The sequence below is a fragment of the Bifidobacterium hapali genome, from assembly GCF_002259755.1.
Lineage (GTDB): Bacteria > Actinomycetota > Actinomycetes > Actinomycetales > Bifidobacteriaceae > Bifidobacterium > Bifidobacterium hapali.
The window spans coordinates 26,920-49,930 of sequence record NZ_MWWY01000043.1; the positions used below are offsets into that span (position 1 = coordinate 26,920).

Sequence of the window (23,011 nt, forward strand, 5' to 3'; positions counted from 1 at the left end):
GCATAGCCCGTCTAGCAACGTTACGTTACAGTCATCATGTGTGCAACAGCGGCAACATGTAACTGATACTGATCATCAGACGCACGATCATGCGTTGCATACGAACTTGAAGCGCGGCATGGAATCGCGTCATTTGCAGATGATCTCTCTCGGTGGCGTGATCGGTACAGGCTTGTTTTTAAGTTCTGGCTATACGATTCAACAGGCCGGTCCAATCGGCACGATTCTCGCCTACGGCATCGGTGCGCTTATCGTGTATCTTGTCATGCTCACACTTGGTGAATTGTCTGTTGCAATGCCAGTGACTGGTTCCTTCCATGTGTATGCCGAACGTTTTATCGGCCCCGGTACTGGTTTTGTGATTGCGATCCAGTATTGGTTAACGTGGACCGTTGCGCTTGGTTCTGAATTTACGGCGGCAGGGCTCCTGATGCAACGGTGGTTCCCGCATACGCCAACATGGATATGGTCTGCTGCGTGTATTATGCTTATTTTCACTGCGAATGCATTATCGGTACGTTTTTTCGCTGAAGCTGAATTCGTGTTCGCCTCGATTAAAGTGTTCGCAATCTGTGCGTTTATCGCAATTGGCATGCTCGCGATTGTTGGCATTATTCCAATCGCTGGTTATGAACATGCGCCAATGTTTGACAATCTCATCAAAGATGGTGCGTTCCCGAACGGATTCATGCCTGTGTTCGCTACGATTCTCACGGTTAATTTTGCGTTCTCCGGTACTGAACTTATCGGTGTAACTGCCGGCGAAACACGCGACCCTGAGACAGCTGTACCCAAAGCTATTCACACCACATTGTGGCGTCTTGTACTGTTTTTTATCGGTTCGATTGTGGTGATGTGTGCGCTGATTCCGTGGCGTCAAGCTGGTGTTGGTGAGAGTCCTTTCGTTCTCGTGTTTAACTCAATTGGTATTCCATATGCAGCCGACATCATGAATTTTGTCGTGCTTACAGCTGTGTTGTCTGCGTCAAACTCTGGCTTGTATGCTTCGACACGCATGGTGTGGTCGATGGGTCACGAGGGAATGATTCCACGCTGGTTTGCGAAAACGAACCGTCGTGGTGTGCCGATGCTCGCGTTGTGTGCTGCGATGGCGGGCGGTTTGCTTGCCTTGTTATCGAGCGTGATTGCCGCGTCAACCGTGTATCTTGTGCTCGTAGCATTGTCGGGACTGTCCGCTGTGGTCGTATGGATTGCTATTGCATACTGTCAGATCGTGTTCCGTCGTCGTTGGCTTGCTGCTGGGCATACGACGGACGAACTGAAGTATCGTACGCCGGGTTATCCGTACGTATCGTGGGCTGCATTCATCTTGTGTACTGCGTCATTTGTGCTAGTGATCTTTGACAAAGAGCAGCGGTTCGCACTCGTCGCTGAAATAGTGTTTATTGTTATCTGCTACGCCATCTACTACGTGCAGGCATGGTGGCGGCGTCAGCGTCTAGCACGATCGTCGGCTGACGTTCGTGAAGATTTCGCTGATAACATGTGATAGTTACGTTGTTTTCACCTGCTACTCAGCGCGTTGCCAAGAAAAACCGCTATCGTTGCGTCGCGTGAAGAATTTTTTCGAGGGTCTTTCTCTGTCGTCGCTGATCGCGGGCGCACTAGCTGCGGTCACTTCGTTTCTGCTGTCAGCAAAGATCGGTATAGCAGGATCGGTGATTGGCGTAGCTGCTGGCTCGATTGTATCCGCGGTCGCATCACAGATTTATAAGAACGTACTCAAAGCATCTGGTGAGAAGCTCCAAGATGTGACTGGAGTTGGCACTGGTTCCTCAGAGGATAAGTCTGACAAAGATGCTCATGAGGAGCTGGATGAGGTAGATCGTGTAGGGCGTGTCATCAGTTCTGATGAAGGCTCGCTGGTGCCGGGCTCGAATAGTGATGATGCGACTCGCGTGTTGGGTACGATTACTCGTACTGGTTTGCCATCGAATGAAACTAGTTACAGTGTTGGTCGTAGTGTGTCTGGTCGTGCAGCTACTGGACGAATATCTGGAGCTGGCCATATTTCGCAAGCATCGTTGGATGCGACTGATCGACAGAAACGTATTGCAATCGTGATTGCAATCGTGAGCGCGTTAGCGGCGGTTGCAGCAACAGCCGGTATCGTCATGCTCGTGACTCGCGGACAAGGCACTGATTCAGTAGTACGTGACTGGGTGAATACGACACAGACACCAACGCAACAACAGACTGAACCGCCGGCTGACCATCAGTCTGGGACTGATACTGATAACGGGTCGGTTAGTGGCAACAATACTGATGACACAACGGACGATGCCGCCAAGGGGGATACGTCCTCGCACGATTCGACATCGAATGGCAATGGCTCATCATCGAACACTAATGACAGCACGACTAGTGGCAATTCCAGCGAGGATTCCTCATCGAATGGAACTGGAACGTCTTCCGGCTCTTCGACAGGAGGATCTGGTTCCTCATCGGGGTCTACCAGTGGCAATAGTACTAGTGGCAGTAGTACGACGAATAACAACACTTCAGGAGAAACGTCTGGCTCTGGTTCTGACAGCAACTCGTCATCAGATAATACGTCTTCCGGCTCGGCTTCTACGGACAGTTCGTCATCAGGCTCTTCAACTGATCACTCCTCGTCAGGATCACAATCTTCTGGTTCATCGACAGATTCAACAAGCGGTTCAGCCGGAACCAGCAACGAGCAGTAAAAACAGTTTGGTCTGTTTGTCAGGGCAGTACCTACAAATAGCTTTGCTATTTGCTTAACGGCGCTGTTCTGACAAGGGGAGCCAAGAACATTGTTAACGCACTAATGACGAAGGATTCTAGTCATTCAGCTTATGCGAGACACGCCGTCGGTTGCGCCGATCGTGGCGGTGTCGTATTGTATTCCACGTTCAGCAATGAGCAATACTCATAATCGGGGCTATAGCGCAGCTGGTAGCGCATCTCCATGGCATGGAGAGGGTCAGGGGTTCGAATCCCCTTAGCTCCACGGAATCCGCTTCTCACGGCGGAATCCTTTGCGGACATAGCTTAGTTGGTAAAGCGCAACCTTGCCAAGGTTGAGACCGCGGGTTCGAGTCCCGTTGTCCGCTCCAGTAATGGCTCCCGATGGGAGCCATTTGTGTTTGTTTGTAGTCTAACGGTTTTTCCGAGTGCTTCTGAGTGGCAGAAAATGCTCACTGAGCGGCACTCAGTGAGCATTTTCTGCCACTCAGGAACACTCGTGGCGGTTTTCTCTCACTGAGTACCATGCAGGCGAGCGTTTTCTGCCACTCACAAACCATACAGGGCCGGGGCGCACCGGGAGTGGCGGTTTTCTCTCACTGAGCATCGTCTCAGTGAGAGAAAACCGCCACTCCAACACTGATCTCGCAACAATGTCTCCCTGATGTCGGTACTCGCTTCTATCGTGTCGCATGTTGATTACCAGTCCAGGTCTGCACATTAGTAACGCGGACCCCGATAGCAAAGGACATATCATGGCGCAAAGCTCCATCTCCATCACGGTCAATGGCGAAACGAAGGAGGTGGAAGCAACCACCACTGGCGTCGAACTGTTCGCGGATGACAAGAACATTATCGCCGTACGTCTCAATGGCGAACTGCGTGACCTGTACACGCCGCTTGCAGATGGCGACACGGTTGAATCTGTCGCCCTTGATAGCGAGGACGGCCTTGGTATCATGCGTCACTCTGCAACGCATGTTATGGCTCAGGCTGTTCAAGAACTGTTCCCGAACGCTAAGCTCGGCGTCGGCCCGATTATCAAGGACGGCTTCTACTACGATTTCCAAGTTGATCAGCCGTTCACTCCGGACGATCTGAAGAATATCGAGAAGCACATGCAGCGGATCATCAAGTCCGCGCAGTCGTTCCGCCGCCGCACGGTCACCGAGGAGGAGGCGCTTGCTGAGGAAGCCGATCAGCCGTTTAAGATCGAGCTCATCAAGGATAAGGAAGCACATCTCGATCCGTCTACTGCAACCGAAATTTCCGGCAAGGAACTGAGCTTCTACGATAACGTTGACCGTGACGGCAATGTCGTGTGGAAGGACTTGTGCCGTGGGCCGCACCTGCCGAACACGCACTTCATTAAGGCATTTAAGATTGAGCGTTCTGCTGCTGCATACTGGCGTGGCAGCGAGAAGAACCCGACCATGCAGCGTATCTACGGTACTGCGTGGGCGACGAAGGAAGATCTCAAGGAATATCAGACTCGTCTTGAAGAAGCCGCGAAGCGTGACCACCGTAAGCTCGGTGCAGAAATGGACCTGTTCTCCTTCCCAGAGGAAATCGGACCGGGCCTTGCTGTGTTCCATCCGAAGGGTGCTGCGGTCATCAACGCGATGGAAGATTACTCGCGTGAGATGCATCGTAAGTACCACTACAGCTTCGTACAGACTCCGCACATCACTAAGGGTGGTCTGTATGAGACTTCTGGCCACCTGCACTGGTACAAGGACTCTATGTACCCGGCCATGCGTCTGGACGAGGAGCGCGACGCGGACGGCAACATCACCAAGCAAGGCTTTGATTACTACTTGAAGCCAATGAACTGCCCGATGCACAACCTGATCTTCAAGTCTCGTCAGCGCTCATATCGTGAGTTGCCGCTGCGTTTGTTTGAGTTTGGTACTGTGTACCGTTACGAGAAGTCCGGTGAGGTTCATGGTCTGACCCGTGTGCGTGGTTTGACTCAGGATGATTCCCACATCTACTGCACTCGCGAACAGATGAAGGGAGAGCTCACCAATCTGCTGACCTTCGTGCTCAAGGTGCTTAAGGACTTCGGCTTGAACGATTTCTACCTTGAGCTGTCCACCAAGGACCCGAACAAGTACGTCGGTTCCGACGAGATTTGGGAGGAAGCAACCAACACGCTTGCTGAGGTTGCCAAGGATTCTGGTCTTACCCTCGTGGCTGATCCGGGTGGAGCTGCATTCTACGGCCCGAAGATTTCCGTGCAGGCGCGTGACGCGATCGGACGTACGTGGCAGGTGTCGACTATTCAGCTCGACTTCAACCTTCCAGAGCGTTTCCAGCTTGAGTACATTGCAGCTGACGGTACCCATCAGCGCCCGGTGATGATTCACCGTGCACTCTTCGGTTCTATCGAGCGTTTCTTTGCTGTGCTGCTTGAACACTACGCAGGTGCGTTCCCAGTGTGGCTTGCCCCGGTGCAGGTGCTTGGTATTCCGGTGGCTGACGAGTTTGCACCGCATCTGGCAGGTTTCATCAAGAGCCTTGAAGATGATATGGTTCGTTGCGAAATTGATTATTCTGATGATCGTTTCGGTAAAAAGATTCGTAACGCATCGAAGTCTAAGACGCCGTTCATTCTCATCGTCGGCGAGGAGGACGCCAAGAACAACGCGGTGAGCTTCCGCTTCCGTGACGGTAGCCAGCTCAATGGCGTACCGGTCGATCAGGCACGTGCGCAGATTCTTGACGTGATCGCTAAGCGCGTCCAGATCAACTCTGTCGATGATTTTAAGGCTGCTGTAGCTGCGCCGGCTGAGGACTGATTCAGGTTATACGAAGTGGCGGGTTGGCCGTCCGTGTGTTGTTGGGCAGTCAACCCGCCACTTCATGTGATGCGCAGTAAACCGTGATCGTAGAGTGCCTGAAGGCTGATCATCTTCAGTTGTCTGCAAATCGCTCTAAAATTATTTCGTTTGCCAGTTTTTATTCGTAAGATCTGCTAGGAGCATTATGTCAGGTCATTCCAAGTGGGCGACTACTAAGCACAAGAAGGCCGCTATTGACGCTAAGCGCGGCAAGCTGTTCGCCAAGCTCATTAAGAATATTGAAATTGCTGCCCGTATGGGTGGCGGCGATCCGGACGGCAACCCGTCACTGTACGACGCTATTTACAAGGCTAAGAAAGCGTCCATGCCTGCGGACAACATCAAGCGTGCTGTCAAGCGTGGCTCTGGTGAAGAAGCTGGTGGCGCAAGCTACGAAGACATCGTGTATGAAGGCTACGCACCTGCTGGTGTGGGCCTGATTATCGAGTGCTTGACTGATAATCGCAACCGTGCTGCTGCCGAAGTGCGTTCCACCTTGACTAAGGGTAATGGTTCACTCGCAACGTCTGGTTCCGTGTCTTTCAACTTTGAGCGTAAAGGTCAGATTGAGGTTCCGTCTGAGGGCGTGGACTTTGATGATCTGTTTGAGAAGGCGGGCGACGCTGGTGCTGAGGATGTGGTTGACGATGGTGATGTGTTCACTGTTGTCACCGATCCATCTGACCTGCACACGGTGCGCAAGAGCTTGCAGGATGCTGGTTTTGACTATGATTCTGCAGATATGGTTATGCGTCCGAAGAATGAGGTTGAGTTGAGCCTTGAGGATGCGCAGAAGGTGTCTCGTCTCATCGATAATCTCGACGATCTGGACGATGTACAGAACATCTATTCCAACTGGACCGCTTCCGATGAGGTTATGGCCCAGCTTGACGAGGAGTAATCGTTAAGTGATTATTCTTGGCGTTGACCCCGGGCTTACTCGCTGCGGGGTCGGCGTGATCGAAGCCGGCGCACATCGCCGGCTTTCGTTTATTCACGTCGATGTGGTGCGTTCGTCGCCTGATACGTCGCAGGATTTGCGTCTGCTCGCTATCTATAACGGTTTAGTTGATAAGATTGAACGGTTTGCGCCAGATACAGTGTCTATTGAACGCGTTTTTGCTCAATCGAATCATAATACGGTGCTCGGTACTGCGCAGGCAGCAGGTTTAGCTATGCTTGCTGCAGCACAACGGGGTATTCCGGTGGCATTGCATACACCAACTGAGTCGAAGCTTGCAATCACGGGTAATGGTAAGGCTGAAAAACCGCAGATGGAACGTATGGTTGCTCGCATTTTGGGCCTTAACGAGCCGCCTACTCCTGCTGATGCTGCTGATGCGCTTGCTATTGCGATCTGCCATGCGTTACGACCGCAAGGCGCATTGCAAGGTGGCGAGCGTGAGCAACATTTGACTGCTGCTCAACGTCAGTGGGCGTTAGCTGCACAACGATCGAAGAGACGGCACGGGACCGATCGCGGCATGTAGTTGCTTGCCATAGGTGATGTATTTCTGTCTGTGGGCTGTGGCGTGTCGCTAAGTATTAGGCTGTACATGATATGTTTTCAGCCGTTTTCTGTGGTACGTGGTCCGGCATATCCGATATGGTTGTAGAACAGATGTTCGAATATGGTATTTGGTGAGGACTCGTCATGATAGGTATGCTCAGTGGCCGCGTTGCTGAAGTGAGTGCGGATTGTGTGCTGATTGAGGTGAGCGGCGTAGGATACGAAGTTCGCATGCCGTCTGCGGAATTGTCGTCACTGCATGCTGGCCGAGACATTCGCGTTTACACATCGTTATCGGTATCGCAAGACGCGATCACTCTGTTTGGCTTTCTCACTGCGGCTTCCAAACGAATGTTTCTACAACTACAAAAAGTGAGCGGCATTGGCCCGAAGGTAGCGTTATCGTTGTTGTCAACATTGCCGCCAGATAGGCTTGCCAAAGCAGTGGCAGATGGCGATGCTGCAGCCCTGTCGAAGGCTCCTGGACTAGGTCGTAAGGGTGCGCAGAAGATTATTCTTGAGCTTAAGGGTACGATCGACCTTGATTCTATTGAATCTGCTGGTGTGCCATCATCTGTTCGTACCCCTCAAGATGCGAACGTGAACCAAGTGATTGAGGGACTTATGTCGTTAGGCTGGCGCCAGCAAGATGCTCAATCTGCAGTGGACACTGCTTGCCGGGATAATGATATTGTAATGCCTCTTGCAGCTGATGATGTACCTCGTGTGCTCAAACTCGCCTTGACCTCCCTTGATCGCGGAAGGTGACCGATATGGAATATGATGCTCAGACGAACACCGGAGCGAACGAGGAATCGTTACGCATGGTGTCTGCTGCGCCTATTGGCAATGAACCGGTTAGCGATGAGGAGTTGCGTCCTCATGCGTTGGACGGATTCATTGGTCAACCGCTGTTGAAAGCTCAGTTGCAACTCTTTCTCGATGCTGCTCGCAAGCGTGAGGTACCGCCCGACCATATCTTGCTTGCTGGTCCTCCGGGCTTAGGCAAAACCACGTTGGCGATGATTGTAGCCAATGAGCTCGGCGTGCCGATTCGTGTGACTTCTGGCCCAGCTATTCAACATGCAGGAGATCTCGCCTCAATTTTAAGTTCACTTGACGCAGGCGAAGTGCTCTTCATTGATGAGATCCATCGTTTGCCGCGGCCTGCAGAAGAATTGCTGTATATTGCGATGGAGGATTTTCGTGTTGATGTCATGGTTGGTAAAGGACCTGGCGCAACCTCGATTCCGTTAACATTGCCACGTTTTACCGTAATTGGTGCAACCACGCGTGAGGGTATGTTGCCTTCACCACTGCGTGCCCGTTTTGGTTTTACTGCTCATCTCGATTTTTACCCGCATGAAGAACTGGAGAAACTTATCGAACGCTCGGCTGATGTGCTTGGTGTGAAGTTGGATGGGCAAGCAGCTCATGAGATGGCGGTGCGATCTCGTGGAACACCTCGTATTGCCAATCGGTTACTACGACGTGTGCGTGATTGGGCTATTGTTCACGATTTGGACAGTGTGGGTCCTGACGATGTTAAGTCAGCGCTGGAACTCTACCAGATTGATGCTGAGGGGCTTGATCGTCTTGATATTGCCGTATTAAACGCTATTGTTACTCATTTCAATGGCGGTCCAGTAGGCTTGAACACACTTTCTGCCATTGTGGGAGAGGAGTCTGAAACTGTGGAAACGGTTTGCGAACCGTACCTAGTTCGTGAGGGATTCCTCGTTCGTACGCCGAAAGGACGTGTTGCCACCGACAAAGCGTGGGCTCATTTGGGCTTAACGCCGCGCGAGGATGTCAGTAAGCTATTCTAAACTTGCTGATTTGGACACCAGTTATAACCGTGGAAATCATGTCAGTAGCAGATTATCCATGCGACCGTTAGGAGTATCGTCGTGCCTGCAAATTCCGTAAATCTTGTGATGATTGTCTTTCTTGTGTTCATGATCGGCGTCATGTGGTGGCAGTCAAAGAAAGCCAAGCAACAGCAACGTGAAAAGCAGGATTTCCGTGCTAATTTGCAGCCTGGCACTGAAATCATCACTATTGGTGGCGTGATCGGTAAGGTTGTCTCCGTTGATACTCAATATGAAGAGATTGTTATTGATTCTGAGGGTTCTCTTCTGCGTTTTAGTTTTAACGCCATTAGCCGCGAATATGTGCGTCCTGCATATGTGAGCGATGATGAAGTAGACGAGAATGGTAACCCGTTGCCGCAAGAGGACGCGACTGCAACGACAGACGATGATCAAGCGCAAGTACCGCTTGAGGAGTCTGTTTCGGTTACCAGTTCGGATACCAATGATGAGAACGTGAAGGATTCAACCGACAAACAGTGATCCGTAGTAATGTGTGGTCGGCATGATTACAACATCGTGCCGACTTCATAGTATGGATGATGAGGAAAGGGCACAGCATCATGGCATCTGACATCACCCTCGCTGGATTAGCGACGCTCGGTGAGAGAGACGCACAATATGTAATCTCTCATATTCGTACCATTCCAGGATTCCCCAAAGAAGGTATCCTATTTCGAGATTTCATGCCGGTACTTGCTGACGCTAAGGCGTTGAAGTTGCTGGTTGACGCGTTGGAACAGACATTGCCAGTGCCGCTGGATTCCTTTGATGCGATCGCTGGTCTTGAAGCGCGTGGTTTTCTATTCGGTCCGATTTTGGCAACACGTTTAGGCAAGGGTTTTCTTGCTGTTCGTAAAGCTGGCAAATTACCTCCGGAAACAATCAGCGAATCATATGATTTGGAATATGGTACTGCAGCTGTCGAAGTTGAAACCGATCTCGTGAAGCCCGGTATGCGTGTGCTGATCGTTGATGATCTGATCGCTACTGGAGGCACCGCTAAGGCTGCTGCTGATCTTATTCGTCGTGCCGGTGGGTCAGTTGTTGGGTTTAGTTTCATTATGAAACTCGATGGACTAAACGGCTTAGAACAGTTGGGTGACGTTCCTAGCAGCACCTTGGTGACTATGCCTGCCTGAGTCTTTTCATGGGGAGTGAGACATATACTCGCTCCCTTTACCGTACAATCTCAATCTCAATCGGCGACGATTCCTCATATAAAACATATCAGTGATCGTATTGTTGTTCGTCTAATCCGGTAAGTAGGAATTTATGGATTTATATGAATATCAGGCAAGGGAACTATTGGCTGGGCAGTCTATCCCGCAGCCGAAAGCAGTGTATGCTCAGAATTCTCACGAAGTAGCTGAGGCAGCTGAACAACTTGGCTATCCTTGTGTCATCAAAGCACAAGTGAAGATCGGTCATCGAGGTCAAGCAGGCGGCGTCAAGATCGCTCATAATCGAGATGAAGCTATCCTGATGGCTGAGAGTATCCTGCCGATGACTATCCACGGGCACAAGGTCAACGGTGTACTTGTTGCTGAAGCGAAGAATATTCTGCACGAATACTATGTTTCCATTTCCGTTGATCGTTCATCTCGTGACTTTGACGTGTTAGCTACAGCCAATGGTGGTACGGAAGTTGAAGAGATCGCGCGAGAGCATCCTGAATCAGTCAAACGGTTACACATTGATGCGCTCGACGATTTTGACCATGATGCTGCTGTTGAAATGGCTAACAGTATCGGTTTCTATCATGCTGATGTGAATCAGGCAGCTGAGATTCTACTCAAAATGTGGCAATGCTTCAAAGATAACGATGCCACACTTGTCGAGATCAATCCCCTTGCCAAAATCGGCGATCCGGATGACGAATCCTCAAAGTCACTGTGTGCACTTGATGCCAAAATCTCTCTTGACGGCAACGCTGCTTTCCGTCATGACGGATGGAAACGTTTTGCTGACAGTACTGAAGCTGATCCATACGAAACTCGTGCTGCTCAACATGGCTTACATTACGTGCACCTGCACGGGCAAGTCGGCGTGATCGGCAACGGTGCTGGCTTGGTTATGAGCTCGCTTGACGCTGTATCTGGCGCTGGTGAGGAACAAGGTACCGGTATCAAACCGGCGAATTTCCTCGATATTGGCGGTGGAGCATCTGCTGCAATCATGTCTGATAGCCTTGAAATTGTTTTGTCTGATCCGCAAGTTGAATCCGTTTTTGTGAACGTATACGGCGGTATTACATCATGCGAGCAAGTCGCGGAAGGCATTCTCGAAGCATTAGATAAGCTCAATGCAGCCAAACCAATTGTTGTACGGTTTGACGGCAATGCAGCGGCAGAAGGCTTGAGTATTCTTGCACAAGCAGATAACCCCAATCTGCATGTGGCTAATACTATGGAAGAAGCCGCGCAACAAGCTGCTCGTCTCGCGTCAATTGCAAAGGAGAATCACTGATGGCACTGTTCATTGAAGACGGCGCACCAGTCATCGTTCAAGGTATGACTGGACATCAGGGCATGACCCATACGGCGCGCATGCTCAAAGCCGGGACCAATATTGTAGGCGGCACTAATCCGCGTAAAGCCGGTACGGTGATTGATTTTCCCGGTGCACATGCTGATGGCTCAGACGCTCATATACCGGTGTTTGCTACGTGTGCCGAAGCTCGTGAGCAGACGGGAGCTAAAGCCAGCGTAGTATTCGTGCCACCGAAATTTGCTAAAGATGCTGTTGTTGAAGCGGTGGAAGCCGGTATCGAACTCATTGTAGTTATTACCGAAGGTATTCCGGTTGCCGACAGTGCTTATTTTGTGGAACTCGCTTTGCGACGTGGTGTGCGTATTGTCGGCCCTAATTGCCCGGGATTGATGACGCTACCTTCCACGCCGCAGTCACATGGTGTAAATCTTGGCATTATTCCTGATGGAATTGTTGGTCGCGGTCCTCTCGGACTTGTTTCTAAATCCGGTACGTTGACTTATCAGCTTATGGGCGAGCTACACGACATAGGGTTCACCGCATGTCTTGGCGCTGGTGGCGATCCTATTGTTGGCACCACATTGCAAGAAGCGTTGGAAGCGTTTGAAGCCGACGACAACACTAAAGCTGTTATGATGATCGGCGAAATTGGTGGCACTGCAGAGCAGGATGCCGCGCAATGGGCTCATGAGCATATGACGAAGCCGGTTGTTGCCTATATCGCTGGTTTCACTGCGCCGGAAGGCAAACAAATGGGTCACGCGGGCGCTATCGTCTCCGGTGGTAAGGGCACGGCTCAAGATAAGAAGATCGCCCTCGAATCTGTCGGTATTCGCGTAGGTCGGACTCCGGGACAGGCAGCCGATATTATGCGTGACGTATTGGCTGAGCATTCGATCGCATGATCGATCGTCTCAAATTATGGTGCAAAGGCGTCGCCATCGCGGCGGCGTCAATGGCCGTATTTGCTATTGCGCTGGGATGTTTCATTGCATTAATGCTGTTGGTCATCTCGATGGAAGAAGGCGGAGATAATCTTTCTGCCTATTCGCTATCGTTGACGGCAGCCATGATATTGCTTGCGCAAGGTAGTGGCTTTTCTGTAGCACCTGTAAGCCTTACCCTTACGCCATTATTGCTGACATTACTGCTGATTGCGCTTATCCGAGCGTTTGCGCAGCGACTCACTTGTAGCATATCCGGCTATATCGGTGGTCTTATGGCGTGGCTGACATTAGACATGCTGTTCAGCCGAGGCACGAACGTCGCTTTACATGACGCGATATGGCAGCTAATGGCTAAGGGAGCTGGTGTCTTCACACTCGGCTATCTGCTTGCGGCTATTCCCGTGTCGTTGACTGTTGTACGTGCGCTTGAACGTATACGACAATCGGTAAGCGAACCGTTGCGTAGAACGATACGTATTGGCGTAATGACGAGCATCACGCTTATTTCACTCTATATAGTGTGCGGTTTCGTTACCGTTATTGTGTGGTCGGTGCGTAATCGCATGGCTGTCGTAGCGCTTTACGAATTGCTGGGAATGAGTACAGGGTCGCGTATTGTCACTACGATCGCATGTTTGGCTTGGCTACCTAACGTGTGTATTTGGGCGGTTTCATGGCTATTCGGTGGCGGTTTTGCTATTGGAGATCTTGGCTTGTTTACACTATGGGTTGGCCAATCGTCGCAACTTCCAACCATCCCAGTGTTTGGCATACTACCCGAACCGATATCTGATCAGCGTTTGCGCATCGCGCTAGTATCGATTCCACTGGCGTGTGGTCTGTTATGTGGCATGATCTCGATGATCGCGAACCGCGGGTTTAGCGTTCGAGCTGCGGCACCGGACGACACGCCCGGCATGAAGCGTATGATTGTTGCGTTCGCATATCCGGCTGGATCTTTTTGTATATCGAGTGCATTGATGTCGGTACTCTGTTCGCTGATATTCCTTATTGCCAATGGGGGATTAGGTAATCAGCGGCTTGCTCATCTTGGTGTCGATGTCATGCAGTCGACGCAAGCGCTCGCTCGACCTACAGCATTTGGCCTTATGTCGGCATGGATAATCGCGCTGATTGGCGTGGCGTTAGTTTTCGGGATACGCTGGGCTGCACGACGTATTCGTATGCGTCACGAATCGCATGATACTGATGTGTCCAATTCCGGGCAAACACTTCAGACAGTAACTACTAAGGAGGAACAGGATGACAAACACGAATCGACCGATACGACGGGCGTTGGTGTCCGTATTCCATAAGGAAGGCATCGAAGTCCTCGCTGATGCATTCGTCAAAGCTGGCGTCGAAGTCGTTTCTACTGGCTCGACTGCTAAGCGACTTGCACAACTCGGTGTCAACGTCACCGAAGTATCGCAAGTAACTGGTTTTCCAGAAAGTCTTGACGGACGAGTCAAGACGCTCGATCCTCACATTCATGCCGGTATTCTCGCTGACATGACGAATCCGGATCATGTTGCTCAACTTGAGCAGCTTGGTATTAAGCCGTTTGATCTCGTTGTTGTGAACCTGTATCCGTTCGCTGATACTGTGCGTTCGGGTGCGGATGAAGCTGCAACGATTGAGAAGATTGATATCGGTGGTCCTTCAATGGTGCGTGGCGCTGCGAAGAACAGTGCAACTGTTGCGATTGTGACTGATCCAGCGGATTATCGTCTTGTCGCTGAGCGTATTCTTGACGGTCGCGGATTTGATCTCGCTGAACGTCGTTGGCTGGCGGGTAAGGCGTTTGCTCATACCGCTGCATATGATGCGACGATTAACGAATGGACTGCTAAGCACTGGCCGAAGCCAGCAACCATCGAAACTCCTGATGAGGATGAGAATGGCGCTGCTGTCAATAGTGCTAAGTTCCCAGCGGCGTTTACACGCACATGGGATCGTGCCCACGTGTTGCGTTACGGTGAGAACCCGCATCAGCAGGCTGCACTGTACATTGATCCGCTGCATCGTGATGGTTTCGCACATGCCGAGCAGCTCGGCGGCAAGCCGATGAGCTACAACAATTATGTGGATGCTGATGCCGCGTGGCGTGCTGTGTGGGATTTTGCTCCGCGTATTGCTGTCGCTGTGGTGAAGCACAACAATCCATGTGGTCTTGCTATTGGTGAGACTGCAGCCGAAGCACATAAGAAAGCTCATGCTTGCGATCCGATGAGCGCATACGGTGGTGTAATCGCATGCAATAGCACTGTCACCCTTGAGATGGCTGAGAGCGTGCGCCCGATCTTCACTGAGGTTATCGTCGCGCCGGCTTACGAGCCAGAGGCTCTTGAACTGCTTCAAACTAAGAAGAAGAATCTGCGCATTTTGAAGGTGGCTGAGCCACCGAAGAGTCATACGCAGTTCCGTCAGATTGATGGTGGCTTGCTGGTACAGGACACGGATCTCATTGATGCGCCGGGTGACGATCCGAACGCATGGAAGCTCGTATCTGGTGAACCAGCTGATGCTTCGACGCTCAATGATCTGCTGTTTGCATGGCGCGCGATTCGTTGCGTGAAGTCGAATGCGATTCTACTCGCTCATGATGAGGCAACTGTTGGCATTGGCATGGGACAGGTCAACCGCGTGGACTCCTGCCATCTAGCAGTGGAACGTGCGAACACGCTGGCGGATGGTGCTGATCGTGCGACTGGTTCTGTGGCTGCGTCGGACGCGTTCTTCCCATTTGCTGATGGTGCGCAGATTCTCATCAACGCTGGTGTCAAGGCTATTGTTCAGCCGGGTGGTTCCATCCGTGATGAAGAAGTAATCGATGCAGCGAAGCAGGCCGGTGTGACCATGTACCTGACTGGTACTCGTCACTTCTTCCACTGATCCCGCACTTGGCTTCCCCGTGAAGAGGGGAAGCCAAGTCAGCTCAATGTAACCGTTGCGGAAAGGCACATACCATGCACGATCATCCGTTCGTCTCTGAAGCTCACGAAGGCAAGCCGTGGTTTGAATGGCTCGTGGCTGTTATCGTGGCGTGTGCGGTGATCGTTGCGGCTCTTGGATATGAGATGGCCGCAACCGTGATCATATCGGTTGCGGCCATTATTACCGGCGTATTGCGTCTCGTGCTTCGAGAACGCAGTCCGTGGAAGGTTCGCTCAGTGGCGTTCGACTCCTTCATCGGTATTGCTCTGGGTATTGGCTTGCTCGTCACGTTCTTCGTCATCCCGTTGATGCGCTGAGTTATCAAACGGGATTTGCTCGCTGCCATCGTTATTTGCAGCCTCATGAACGTCAGCCGATGCAATAGGTGCAGCAGATACATTATCGCCGTCCGCCGTAGTAACATCGCCTAGCGCTGCTACCGCTACTTGAGCTGGCTTACGAACATGCGTATCCTGAGCCATCTGTGCGATAATCATCACCAGAGATACCACAGCAGCGCCAAGAATCGGGCACACCCAGAACACCCACAGCTGTCCTAGCGGTTCAACATTAAGTCCCTGCCCTTGTGCGAACACTGCAATACCAGTAGCACGAGCAGGATTAAGCGCAGCTCCGGTCACCGGATACGTGATTGCGGCGCCAATACCATATGCGGCACCCATCGCCAGTGCGTAATCGTGCGAAGCCTGACCATCATCATCCATAGAGCGCATCGCCATACCAACGATCAACACGGCCGCAATTACTTCGACCACAATCGCCAGCACAATACCAAAGCTGATACCAACTTGATTCACTGTCTGATAGGCAACAGAACCATTCTCGAAACCATTAATCGCAGGTGTCAACCAAACTTTGCGAGTAATCTGCTCGGATGTCGGCATCAGAAAACGTACTACTGCACCAGCGCCAATCGCACCAATCAGCTGCGCGACAATATACAACACACCGTCAAGCAGACGAGTTTTCGATGTCAACATGGCAGCAATAGTCACCGCTGGGTTGAACTGTCCAGCTGTAATATTCGACAGCAACATTGTCACCGCAGCGTACGTCACGCCGATACCCAACGCAATAAACGCCATATTCACGTTATAAATTGACGTGCCAAACGAACAAATCAAATAAATAGACAAACAAATCAGAAAGCTACCAGCAAACTCAGCAAGCGTATGAGACATAAGCGATCGGTTCGCGTGACGTGCGCCACTGATACCCGTCTCACTCGCCGTGTCAACGGTGTGGTTCATGTCTGGTGACTCGAAAGTAGTCATTATTATTCCTCTTTACATAGCCGTCGCGGGACTGACCCGCCGAACGACTGCCATAGTACCAGCAGACATGGGGTACCGGTATACTAATTCCGTCTGCGGTTGATGAACATACTGTTACAACCGCATGCACATAGATTGCACGATTCGCGTATGGATTGAAGTACGCAAGGCCACGTTGGGAGAACGATGCCACACGCATATTCTCGCGCCGAGAAGGCGCATATTAATGATGATGATAATGCTATCCGCCTGCAGAAAGTTCTTGCACAGGCTGGATTCGGTTCTCGCCGCAAGTGCGAGGAAATGATTACTGACGGCCGTGTTGAGGTCGATGGTGAACTGGTTACTGAACTTGGTACGCGTGTTGATCCTGAACGTCAGCAGGTACGTGTCGACGGATCACGAGTTCGTATTAACCCCAATCACGTCACGTTAGCGCTCAACAAGCCTAAGCGTGTGCTCAGCGCTATGGAAGATCCTAAGGGCCGCTATACATTGCGCGACATTGTTGGCGACAAGTATGATCGCATCTTCCACATGGGTCGTCTGGACTACGATTCTGAAGGTCTTATCCTCATGACGAACGATGGCGAGCTGAGCCAACACGTCATGCATCCTAAGTATGAGGTCGAGAAGACGTACATTGCTACGATCGAAGGCAAGATCAGTGGTACAGTGTGCCGCCGACTCGTCACCACCGGTGTACAGCTTGACGACGGTTGGATTAAACTCGACAGATGTGCGATTATCGATGCGAACCGAGATACCACAATCGTCAAAGTCGTACTGCATTCAGGCAAAAACCGTATCGTACGTCGTATTTTCGGCTCGATCGGATTCCCTGTGAAGCGACTAGTTCGTACACAAATCGGTCCGATTAAACTCGGTGAAATTAAACCTGGCTCGTATCGCGTACTGTCGCAGACAGAAGTGCGCTCATTGTCGAAGGCGGTGGGTTTGTGATTCGCGTTGCTATTGACGGTCCCGCTGGCGTGGGTAAGTCATCCACGTCGAAGGCGCTAGCCAAGTATTACGGTTTCGCGTACCTTGATACGGGTGCAATGTACCGCGCATGTGCATGGTGGTGCATGAAGCAAGGCATTGATTTGGATGCTGAAACTGTAGATGAGCGTCTAATCACTGAGACTGTTGGTGAGTTCTTTACTGGTGGGCATTTTGATATTACGGTTGACCCCGATGATTCGCGTGTGACATGCGATGGAGAGGATATTAGCGAGGCGATTCGCTCGTCTGAAGTCTCTTCGCATGTCTCGAAGGTATCGAATGTGATTCCAGTACGTCGTGTGCTCATTGCGGCACAACGTGCAACAATCGCGCGCGAGGCTGCTGTTGATTCGTTCTCAGATGGTCGCGGCATTGTTGCTGAAGGACGTGACATTACTACTGTTGTCGCTCCTGATGCTGAGGTCCGTGTGCTGCTCACGGCTCGAGAAGAAGTGCGTCAGGCTCGTCGTACTGGTCAGGCTGTTACGGCGGTTGGTGCTGATGCTGCTGTTGGGGCGGAGGATGTTGCTGCTCGTGACAAGGCAGACGCTAAGGTGACGAGTTTTATGACGGCTGCCGAAGGCGTGACGACGATTGATAATTCCGATATGACGTTCGAACAGACGTTGGATGCGTTGATCGAACTCGTAGATGCTGCTATCGAGGAGCAGGAATATCAGCAGTACGTTGCCAATCTTGAGGGCTACGATCTCGATGAGGCTGATGAGGCACTTGTTGCAAACCGTGGCGGTGTTACGGTTACCGGTGAATCTGGTCCTAAACAAGTAGGCGTACTCGCGGTGATTGGTCGTCCGAATGTTGGCAAGTCTACGCTAGTGAATCGTATTCTTGGCCGTCGTGCCGCTGTTGTGGAAGACACGCCCGGTGTGACCCGCGATCGTGTCAGTTACGATGCGGAATGGACTGGTACGGACTTTAAACTTGTTGATACTGGTGGCTGGGAGGCTGACGTCGAAGGCATTGACTCGGCTATCGCGTCACAGGCGCAGATTGCAATGCAATTGTCTGACGCAATCATATTCGTAGTGGATGCGCAAGTTGGCCTAACGGATACAGATGAGCGCATTGTCAAATTGTTACGTGCCTCTGGTAAGCCAGTAACGCTCGCCGTCAATAAGATTGATGACTCGTCAAACGAGTATTTGTCGGCTGAATTCTGGAAGCTTGGACTTGGCGAACCGTATGCGATTTCTGCCATGCACGGTAGGGGAGTGGGCGATCTGCTTGACGCAGCGCTTGACTCGCTCAAGAAAGCGAAGAAGACTTCCGGATTTTTGACACCGACTAACTTACGTCGTGTTGCACTGGTTGGTCGGCCGAATGTTGGCAAGTCGTCGCTGCTCAATCAGCTTGCGGGTGAAGAACGTGCGGTGGTTAACGATTTAGCTGGTACCACGAGAGACCCGGTGGACGAAGTCGTACGCATGGATGGTGAAGATTGGCTGTTTATCGATACTGCTGGTATTAAGCGACGGCTGCACAAGCTATCTGGTGCAGAATACTATTCGTCACTGCGCACGCAGGCTGCGATCGAGCGTTCTGAGCTGGCGTTGGTATTGTTTGACGCATCACAGCCGGTTTCTGATCAGGATCTTAAAGTGATGAGTTCTGCTGTTGACGCGGGCCGTGCGATTGTGCTGGTGTTCAACAAGTGGGATTTGATGGACGAGTTTGATCGTCAACGCATGGAGCGTTTGTGGAAGACTGAGTTTGAACGTGTGACGTGGGCTGCGCGCGTGAACTTGTCTGCTAAAACTGGTTGGCATACGAATCGTTTGACGCGTGCGATGCGAGAAGCGCTTGAATCATGGGATAAGCGTATTCCGACTGGTAAGCTCAACGCGTTTCTCGGTCAGATTCAGTCCGCGCATCCTCACCCGTTGCGCGGTGGCAAGCAGCCTCGTATCCTGTTCGCAACACAAGCCTCAACGCGCCCGCCTCGGTTTGTGATCTTTGCAACCGGGTTCCTTGAGCACGGGTATCGACGCTTCATTGAACGTTCGTTGCGTGAAGAGTTCGGTTTTGAGGGCTCTCCGATTCAGATTTCAGTGAATATCCGCGAAAAGAAGAAGCGCAAGTAAGTTTTCTTTGTAACAACTCGCACTATACGCACTAAATAAGGGCATCTGTGACTGATTTGTTGTCAGTTGCAGATGCCCTTTTGCATGTGTTCAGCATTGTTGTATGCGTTTATGTACGGGCAGCTTTTTGAGTAAACCAGCTGAGTAGCTGGTACTGGCGGCATGGATTAGCGGCTGAGAAAATCATGAATATCATTAATCTCTTGATCGCAGATTACATGAGCCATGCCGCGATATTCATGGTATTCGAGATGACCGGCTGCATTGAGTACGCGGCGAGCAGTGAGTTGATCGTCATGTGGAATCGTACGATCGTTTGCGCCGTACGCGAGGAAGATACGAGTCGGTGACGTAAGAGAAGTGGTATGGTTCTCACCCTTAAACGATGGGCTAAGCAAAATCGCAGCATCGAACATAGTTGGATGATCGACAATCATGCGGTATGCAAGATAACCGCCTTGCGAGAACCCAACAAGGATCTTGCGACGATGAGTGAACATCGTTGAATCTAACAGTGAAACAACCGCGTTACTGACCTGCTCACAGGCACGACGACGTTTCTCAACCGTGCAACCATCCGGATACCAATACGCGCCGCCCATGTATGGGCGGTCATACGTTCCGTGGAACGATAGATAACTCGGTTGTGGTGCCAGTAGCGGGGAAGTTACTGGGCATGATACTTGTTGTTCAGCCTTGTACACGGCGTCAATGATACGAATCATCTCATGCTCGTCATTGCCATAACCGTGGAACATGATAAACAAGCGATCATCAAGTACATCGGCTGTTGCGTTTGCGTTTGTGTTCGCAGCGTTGCTGGTGACCTGATTATTGGTGATTTCATTGTTATTAATCTGACTAATGTATCGCAATTGCATGAGCTGTCACTTCCTGTTGTGTTGTTAGCAAAAGTCTATCTTGTGCAGGGCGCGGCCATTCTTTATGACTCGCGGGCATAGGCCAAACTCGGTTACACAGAGCATTGTTCAAAGAGATAAAACAGTTGTGAGAAAATAAAAAGAATTGACTGTTGATTTGCATGCTACGTATGAGGAGATACTGTGGGCATCAGAACACCAAAGCAGAAAAGCCGTAGGATACAGTTATATCAGCAAATACATGCCCTTGAAGATCCTCATGAAAAGAAAACACGCTCCTGTGGGAAGGTGAGGTTTAGGACTGAACTTGATGCCAAAATTGCATTATCTGGTGCACGCAGGCAACGACGAGGTTCAACTCAGGCGAAGGATGCGCGTCGGTATTATCTGTGTCCACAATGCCACGGCTATCATTTGACATCCAAACCGTATTATGGGCGAAGACGTGAGGATAAACCGAACAGGTCAAAGAATACGGTCGTCGTTCAGACATCTTCAGAGCGTAAAGGTATATCCGTATTCATTGAGCACATTGGTGATATGTGGATTTATACGATTCCTGAATTTGATGCATACGGTACGACTTCTTCACAGGAGGAAGCGAAAAAAGCTGTTCGGACAATCATGAAATTTGTTGATCCGTCTATTACTGCATCATTCCGTTATTATGCAGATGATCAGGGTATTGAGATGTTTTATGCGTTACAGGTCGCTGGAGCGCAAAATCTAGTCACGCCAGAGAAAACTTCTTATATGGAGCCGTTGTTATCCCAATTACGATCGTGCTTATTTCGGCATGGGTATCGATTTCGTAAATACGATTCGCGCTATCCGGGGCCGCCAGACATTGTATTACCAAAGTATCGTATCATGGTCTTTGTTGATCCCTGTTTGTGGCATGATCGTTCTGAATGTAAAAGGAAAGCGCTTCCTCCTGAAACGTTGCGACTATGGCGTGAAGCTCATATCGATCAACGGGAAACAGCAATGGAAGAGCGTTATCATCTCATCGATGAAGGATGGATTGTACTGTCGTATTGGGAGTGCTATTTCTATGACAACCGAAAACGAGAGAAACGTTTGAAATTATTTCTCTCTGATATACGGCATGCTTCTATGAACACTTCTGACTCAGTTTAATCAGGCAAGCTGGAACATACGTTTTTATACAACGGTTAGCTGGGTACACCTGATTTATTAATAATTGCAGGTTAGCAGGGAGTGATGAGACTGAAGGTTATAAAGACACGCTGAGGATGGTGTGGCTTGCGTTCTTTGCATCATATGCTAAATTAGCTAATCGTTGTCTTTACAACATCGGCTCATAGCGCAGCTTGGTAGCGCACTTGACTGGGGGTCAAGGGGTTACTCAGTCATACTGAGTGACACCTGACCGGATGTCAGCTACCAGTAGGGCTAAGGGCCTACGCTGAAAAGCGGATAATTTAAGACAGACACGATTAGACACGATGACGGAATTACCTACGTTGTTTTTCCCGCTCAGACACGACGTGAATAATCAGTCAATCGGACCATAGCGCAGTTTGGTAGCGCACTTGACTGGGGGTCAAGGGGTCGCGGGTTCAAATCCCGCTGGTCCGACCAGAAAGCCCGGAATTTCAACGATTCCGGGCTTTTCCATTATTGTCCGAACCCCCTCTTTTGGCCCTCCAGACACGATTCAGACACGATTTTCGGACACGACCAGACACGACGACCACGCGACACGCCTCAAATCAAGCCATTTTCAAGCGGTCGCCCGGCGACTTTCCCGGCTCTTCCAAGACGACTTTTCACAACTTCTTCATAAAACGGCCCCGCTTGTTTTGTTTCAATGTTTGTTCGACAGGGGGGGTGGTGCTGTTTTCTTGGACTGTGATCCAAGGAGGAAACGGCCATGGCGAGGTACAGCAAGGAGCAGCGTCGGCGTGCGGTTGAGTTGTATGTGCGGTACGAGTGCTGCGCTGCGGATGTGATCCGCGAGCTGGGTTATCCCAGTCGGGAAGCGTTGCGCATGTGGCACCATGACTGGCTCGAGGAGCAGAGGACTGGGGTGCCGTCGAGTCGTGGGGAGCGGTATGCGCGCTACACGGCGGAGCAGAAGCGGGCGGCAGTGGATCATTATCTGACGCACGGGCGGCGGGCGAGCCGTACAATCCGCCGGTTGGGGTATCCGAGCAAGACGCTGCTGGCCGCGTGGATCGACGAGCTCGCGCCGGGCGAACGTCGTCTGTGCCATGGGCCCATACCCGAGGAGCTCAAGCGTGAGGCCGTGCTCCGGGTCGCGTCCGGCGAGATGAGGTCGCGTCAGGCGGCGGAAGAACTGGGCGTGGATTCATCAGTCGTGAGAAACTGGAAGCGGCAATTGCTCGGCGAGACGAAAGGGGCCGCGGTGGC

20 protein-coding genes and 3 tRNA genes are annotated in these 23,011 nt (G+C 51.1%); 21 read left to right on the forward strand and 2 right to left on the reverse strand.

What is annotated here, in order from left to right:
- Nucleotides 1–118: 118 nt before the first annotated feature.
- The 16 genes from BHAP_RS09995 to BHAP_RS10070 all read left to right on the forward strand — a co-directional run bounded on the left by BHAP_RS09995 (nucleotide 119) and on the right by BHAP_RS10070 (nucleotide 15,648).
- Entirely contained in the window at nucleotides 119–1,510 is a 1,392-nt protein-coding gene (locus BHAP_RS09995) for an amino acid permease (protein WP_244569390.1), read from the forward strand.
- A gap of 64 nt (nucleotides 1,511–1,574) precedes the next feature.
- A complete protein-coding gene (locus BHAP_RS10000; protein ID WP_143248787.1) occupies nucleotides 1,575–2,708 on the forward strand; it encodes a hypothetical protein in 1,134 nt (377 codons plus the stop codon).
- Between the two features lie 214 nt (nucleotides 2,709–2,922).
- Nucleotides 2,923–2,995 (forward strand) — tRNA-Ala (locus BHAP_RS10005).
- 30 nt (nucleotides 2,996–3,025) lie between these two features.
- Nucleotides 3,026–3,101 (forward strand) — tRNA-Gly (locus tag BHAP_RS10010).
- Between the two features lie 384 nt (nucleotides 3,102–3,485).
- A complete protein-coding gene (gene thrS, locus BHAP_RS10015; RefSeq protein ID WP_094730539.1) occupies nucleotides 3,486–5,531 on the forward strand; it encodes a threonine--tRNA ligase in 2,046 nt (681 codons plus the stop codon).
- Between the two features lie 187 nt (nucleotides 5,532–5,718).
- On the forward strand, nucleotides 5,719–6,474 hold the full coding sequence (locus tag BHAP_RS10020) for a YebC/PmpR family DNA-binding transcriptional regulator (protein ID WP_094730540.1): 756 nt from the start codon (nucleotides 5,719–5,721) through the stop codon (nucleotides 6,472–6,474).
- A 7-nt stretch (nucleotides 6,475–6,481) separates the two neighbouring features.
- Nucleotides 6,482–7,063, forward strand: a complete 582-nt coding sequence (gene ruvC / locus BHAP_RS10025; RefSeq protein ID WP_094730541.1) for a crossover junction endodeoxyribonuclease RuvC — start codon at nucleotides 6,482–6,484, stop codon at nucleotides 7,061–7,063.
- Between the two features lie 164 nt (nucleotides 7,064–7,227).
- Nucleotides 7,228–7,851: a Holliday junction branch migration protein RuvA gene (gene ruvA / locus BHAP_RS10030; protein WP_094730542.1), complete on the forward strand. Its 624-nt coding sequence runs from the start codon at nucleotides 7,228–7,230 to the stop codon at nucleotides 7,849–7,851.
- Nucleotides 7,852–7,856: 5 nt separating this feature from the next.
- Complete coding sequence (ruvB, locus tag BHAP_RS10035) at nucleotides 7,857–8,912, forward strand: Holliday junction branch migration DNA helicase RuvB (protein ID WP_094730543.1); 1,056 nt, start codon at nucleotides 7,857–7,859, stop codon at nucleotides 8,910–8,912.
- Nucleotides 8,913–9,020: 108 nt separating this feature from the next.
- A complete protein-coding gene (locus tag BHAP_RS10040; protein WP_169713214.1) occupies nucleotides 9,021–9,437 on the forward strand; it encodes a preprotein translocase subunit YajC in 417 nt (138 codons plus the stop codon).
- Between the two features lie 77 nt (nucleotides 9,438–9,514).
- Nucleotides 9,515–10,096, forward strand: a complete 582-nt coding sequence (locus BHAP_RS10045) for an adenine phosphoribosyltransferase (RefSeq protein WP_094730558.1) — start codon at nucleotides 9,515–9,517, stop codon at nucleotides 10,094–10,096.
- Between the two features lie 133 nt (nucleotides 10,097–10,229).
- Nucleotides 10,230–11,423 (forward strand): ADP-forming succinate--CoA ligase subunit beta, encoded by a 1,194-nt coding sequence (gene sucC, locus BHAP_RS10050; RefSeq protein WP_094730544.1) that lies wholly within the window; start codon nucleotides 10,230–10,232, stop codon nucleotides 11,421–11,423.
- Nucleotides 11,423–12,352: a succinate--CoA ligase subunit alpha gene (gene sucD / locus BHAP_RS10055; protein WP_094730545.1), complete on the forward strand. Its 930-nt coding sequence runs from the start codon at nucleotides 11,423–11,425 to the stop codon at nucleotides 12,350–12,352. The genes sucC and sucD overlap by 1 nt, the downstream gene beginning before the upstream one ends.
- Complete coding sequence (locus BHAP_RS10060; RefSeq protein ID WP_094730546.1) at nucleotides 12,349–13,710, forward strand: cell division protein PerM; 1,362 nt, start codon at nucleotides 12,349–12,351, stop codon at nucleotides 13,708–13,710. Before sucD ends, BHAP_RS10060 begins: the two co-directional genes overlap by 4 nt.
- Nucleotides 13,658–15,289, forward strand: a complete 1,632-nt coding sequence (purH, locus tag BHAP_RS10065; protein ID WP_094730547.1) for a bifunctional phosphoribosylaminoimidazolecarboxamide formyltransferase/IMP cyclohydrolase — start codon at nucleotides 13,658–13,660, stop codon at nucleotides 15,287–15,289. The genes BHAP_RS10060 and purH overlap by 53 nt, the downstream gene beginning before the upstream one ends.
- A 74-nt stretch (nucleotides 15,290–15,363) precedes the next feature.
- Complete coding sequence (locus BHAP_RS10070; protein ID WP_094730548.1) at nucleotides 15,364–15,648, forward strand: DUF3017 domain-containing protein; 285 nt, start codon at nucleotides 15,364–15,366, stop codon at nucleotides 15,646–15,648.
- Here BHAP_RS10070 and BHAP_RS10075 read toward each other — a convergent pair.
- Nucleotides 15,565–16,533 (reverse strand): MIP/aquaporin family protein, encoded by a 969-nt coding sequence (locus BHAP_RS10075; protein ID WP_094730559.1) that lies wholly within the window; start codon nucleotides 16,531–16,533, stop codon nucleotides 15,565–15,567. The two genes, BHAP_RS10070 and BHAP_RS10075, sit on opposite strands and share 84 nt — an antisense overlap.
- A 279-nt stretch (nucleotides 16,534–16,812) precedes the next feature.
- Here BHAP_RS10075 and BHAP_RS10080 point away from each other — a divergent pair, with 279 nt between their 5' ends.
- Both BHAP_RS10080 and der read left to right on the forward strand, forming a co-directional pair.
- Nucleotides 16,813–17,589, forward strand: coding sequence for a pseudouridine synthase (locus tag BHAP_RS10080; protein WP_094730549.1), 777 nt, complete (start codon nucleotides 16,813–16,815; stop codon nucleotides 17,587–17,589).
- A complete protein-coding gene (gene der / locus BHAP_RS10085) occupies nucleotides 17,586–19,733 on the forward strand; it encodes a bifunctional cytidylate kinase/GTPase Der (protein ID WP_094730550.1) in 2,148 nt (715 codons plus the stop codon). The genes BHAP_RS10080 and der overlap by 4 nt, the downstream gene beginning before the upstream one ends.
- A gap of 167 nt (nucleotides 19,734–19,900) precedes the next feature.
- Here the strand turns inward: der and BHAP_RS10090 are convergent, their stop codons facing one another.
- Entirely contained in the window at nucleotides 19,901–20,491 is a 591-nt protein-coding gene (locus tag BHAP_RS10090; RefSeq protein ID WP_244569391.1) for an alpha/beta hydrolase, read from the reverse strand.
- A gap of 306 nt (nucleotides 20,492–20,797) precedes the next feature.
- Between BHAP_RS10090 and BHAP_RS12190 the strand changes: the two genes are divergently transcribed.
- The 3 genes from BHAP_RS12190 to BHAP_RS10105 form a co-directional block, all read left to right on the forward strand.
- Nucleotides 20,798–21,754, forward strand: coding sequence for a PDDEXK family nuclease (locus tag BHAP_RS12190; RefSeq protein WP_420807738.1), 957 nt, complete (start codon nucleotides 20,798–20,800; stop codon nucleotides 21,752–21,754).
- Nucleotides 21,755–22,142: 388 nt separating this feature from the next.
- Nucleotides 22,143–22,219 (forward strand) — tRNA-Pro (locus BHAP_RS10100).
- A 292-nt stretch (nucleotides 22,220–22,511) separates the two neighbouring features.
- Nucleotides 22,512–23,011 (forward strand): transposase (locus tag BHAP_RS10105; protein ID WP_143248788.1); only part of this gene is annotated, 500 nt, incomplete at its 3' end.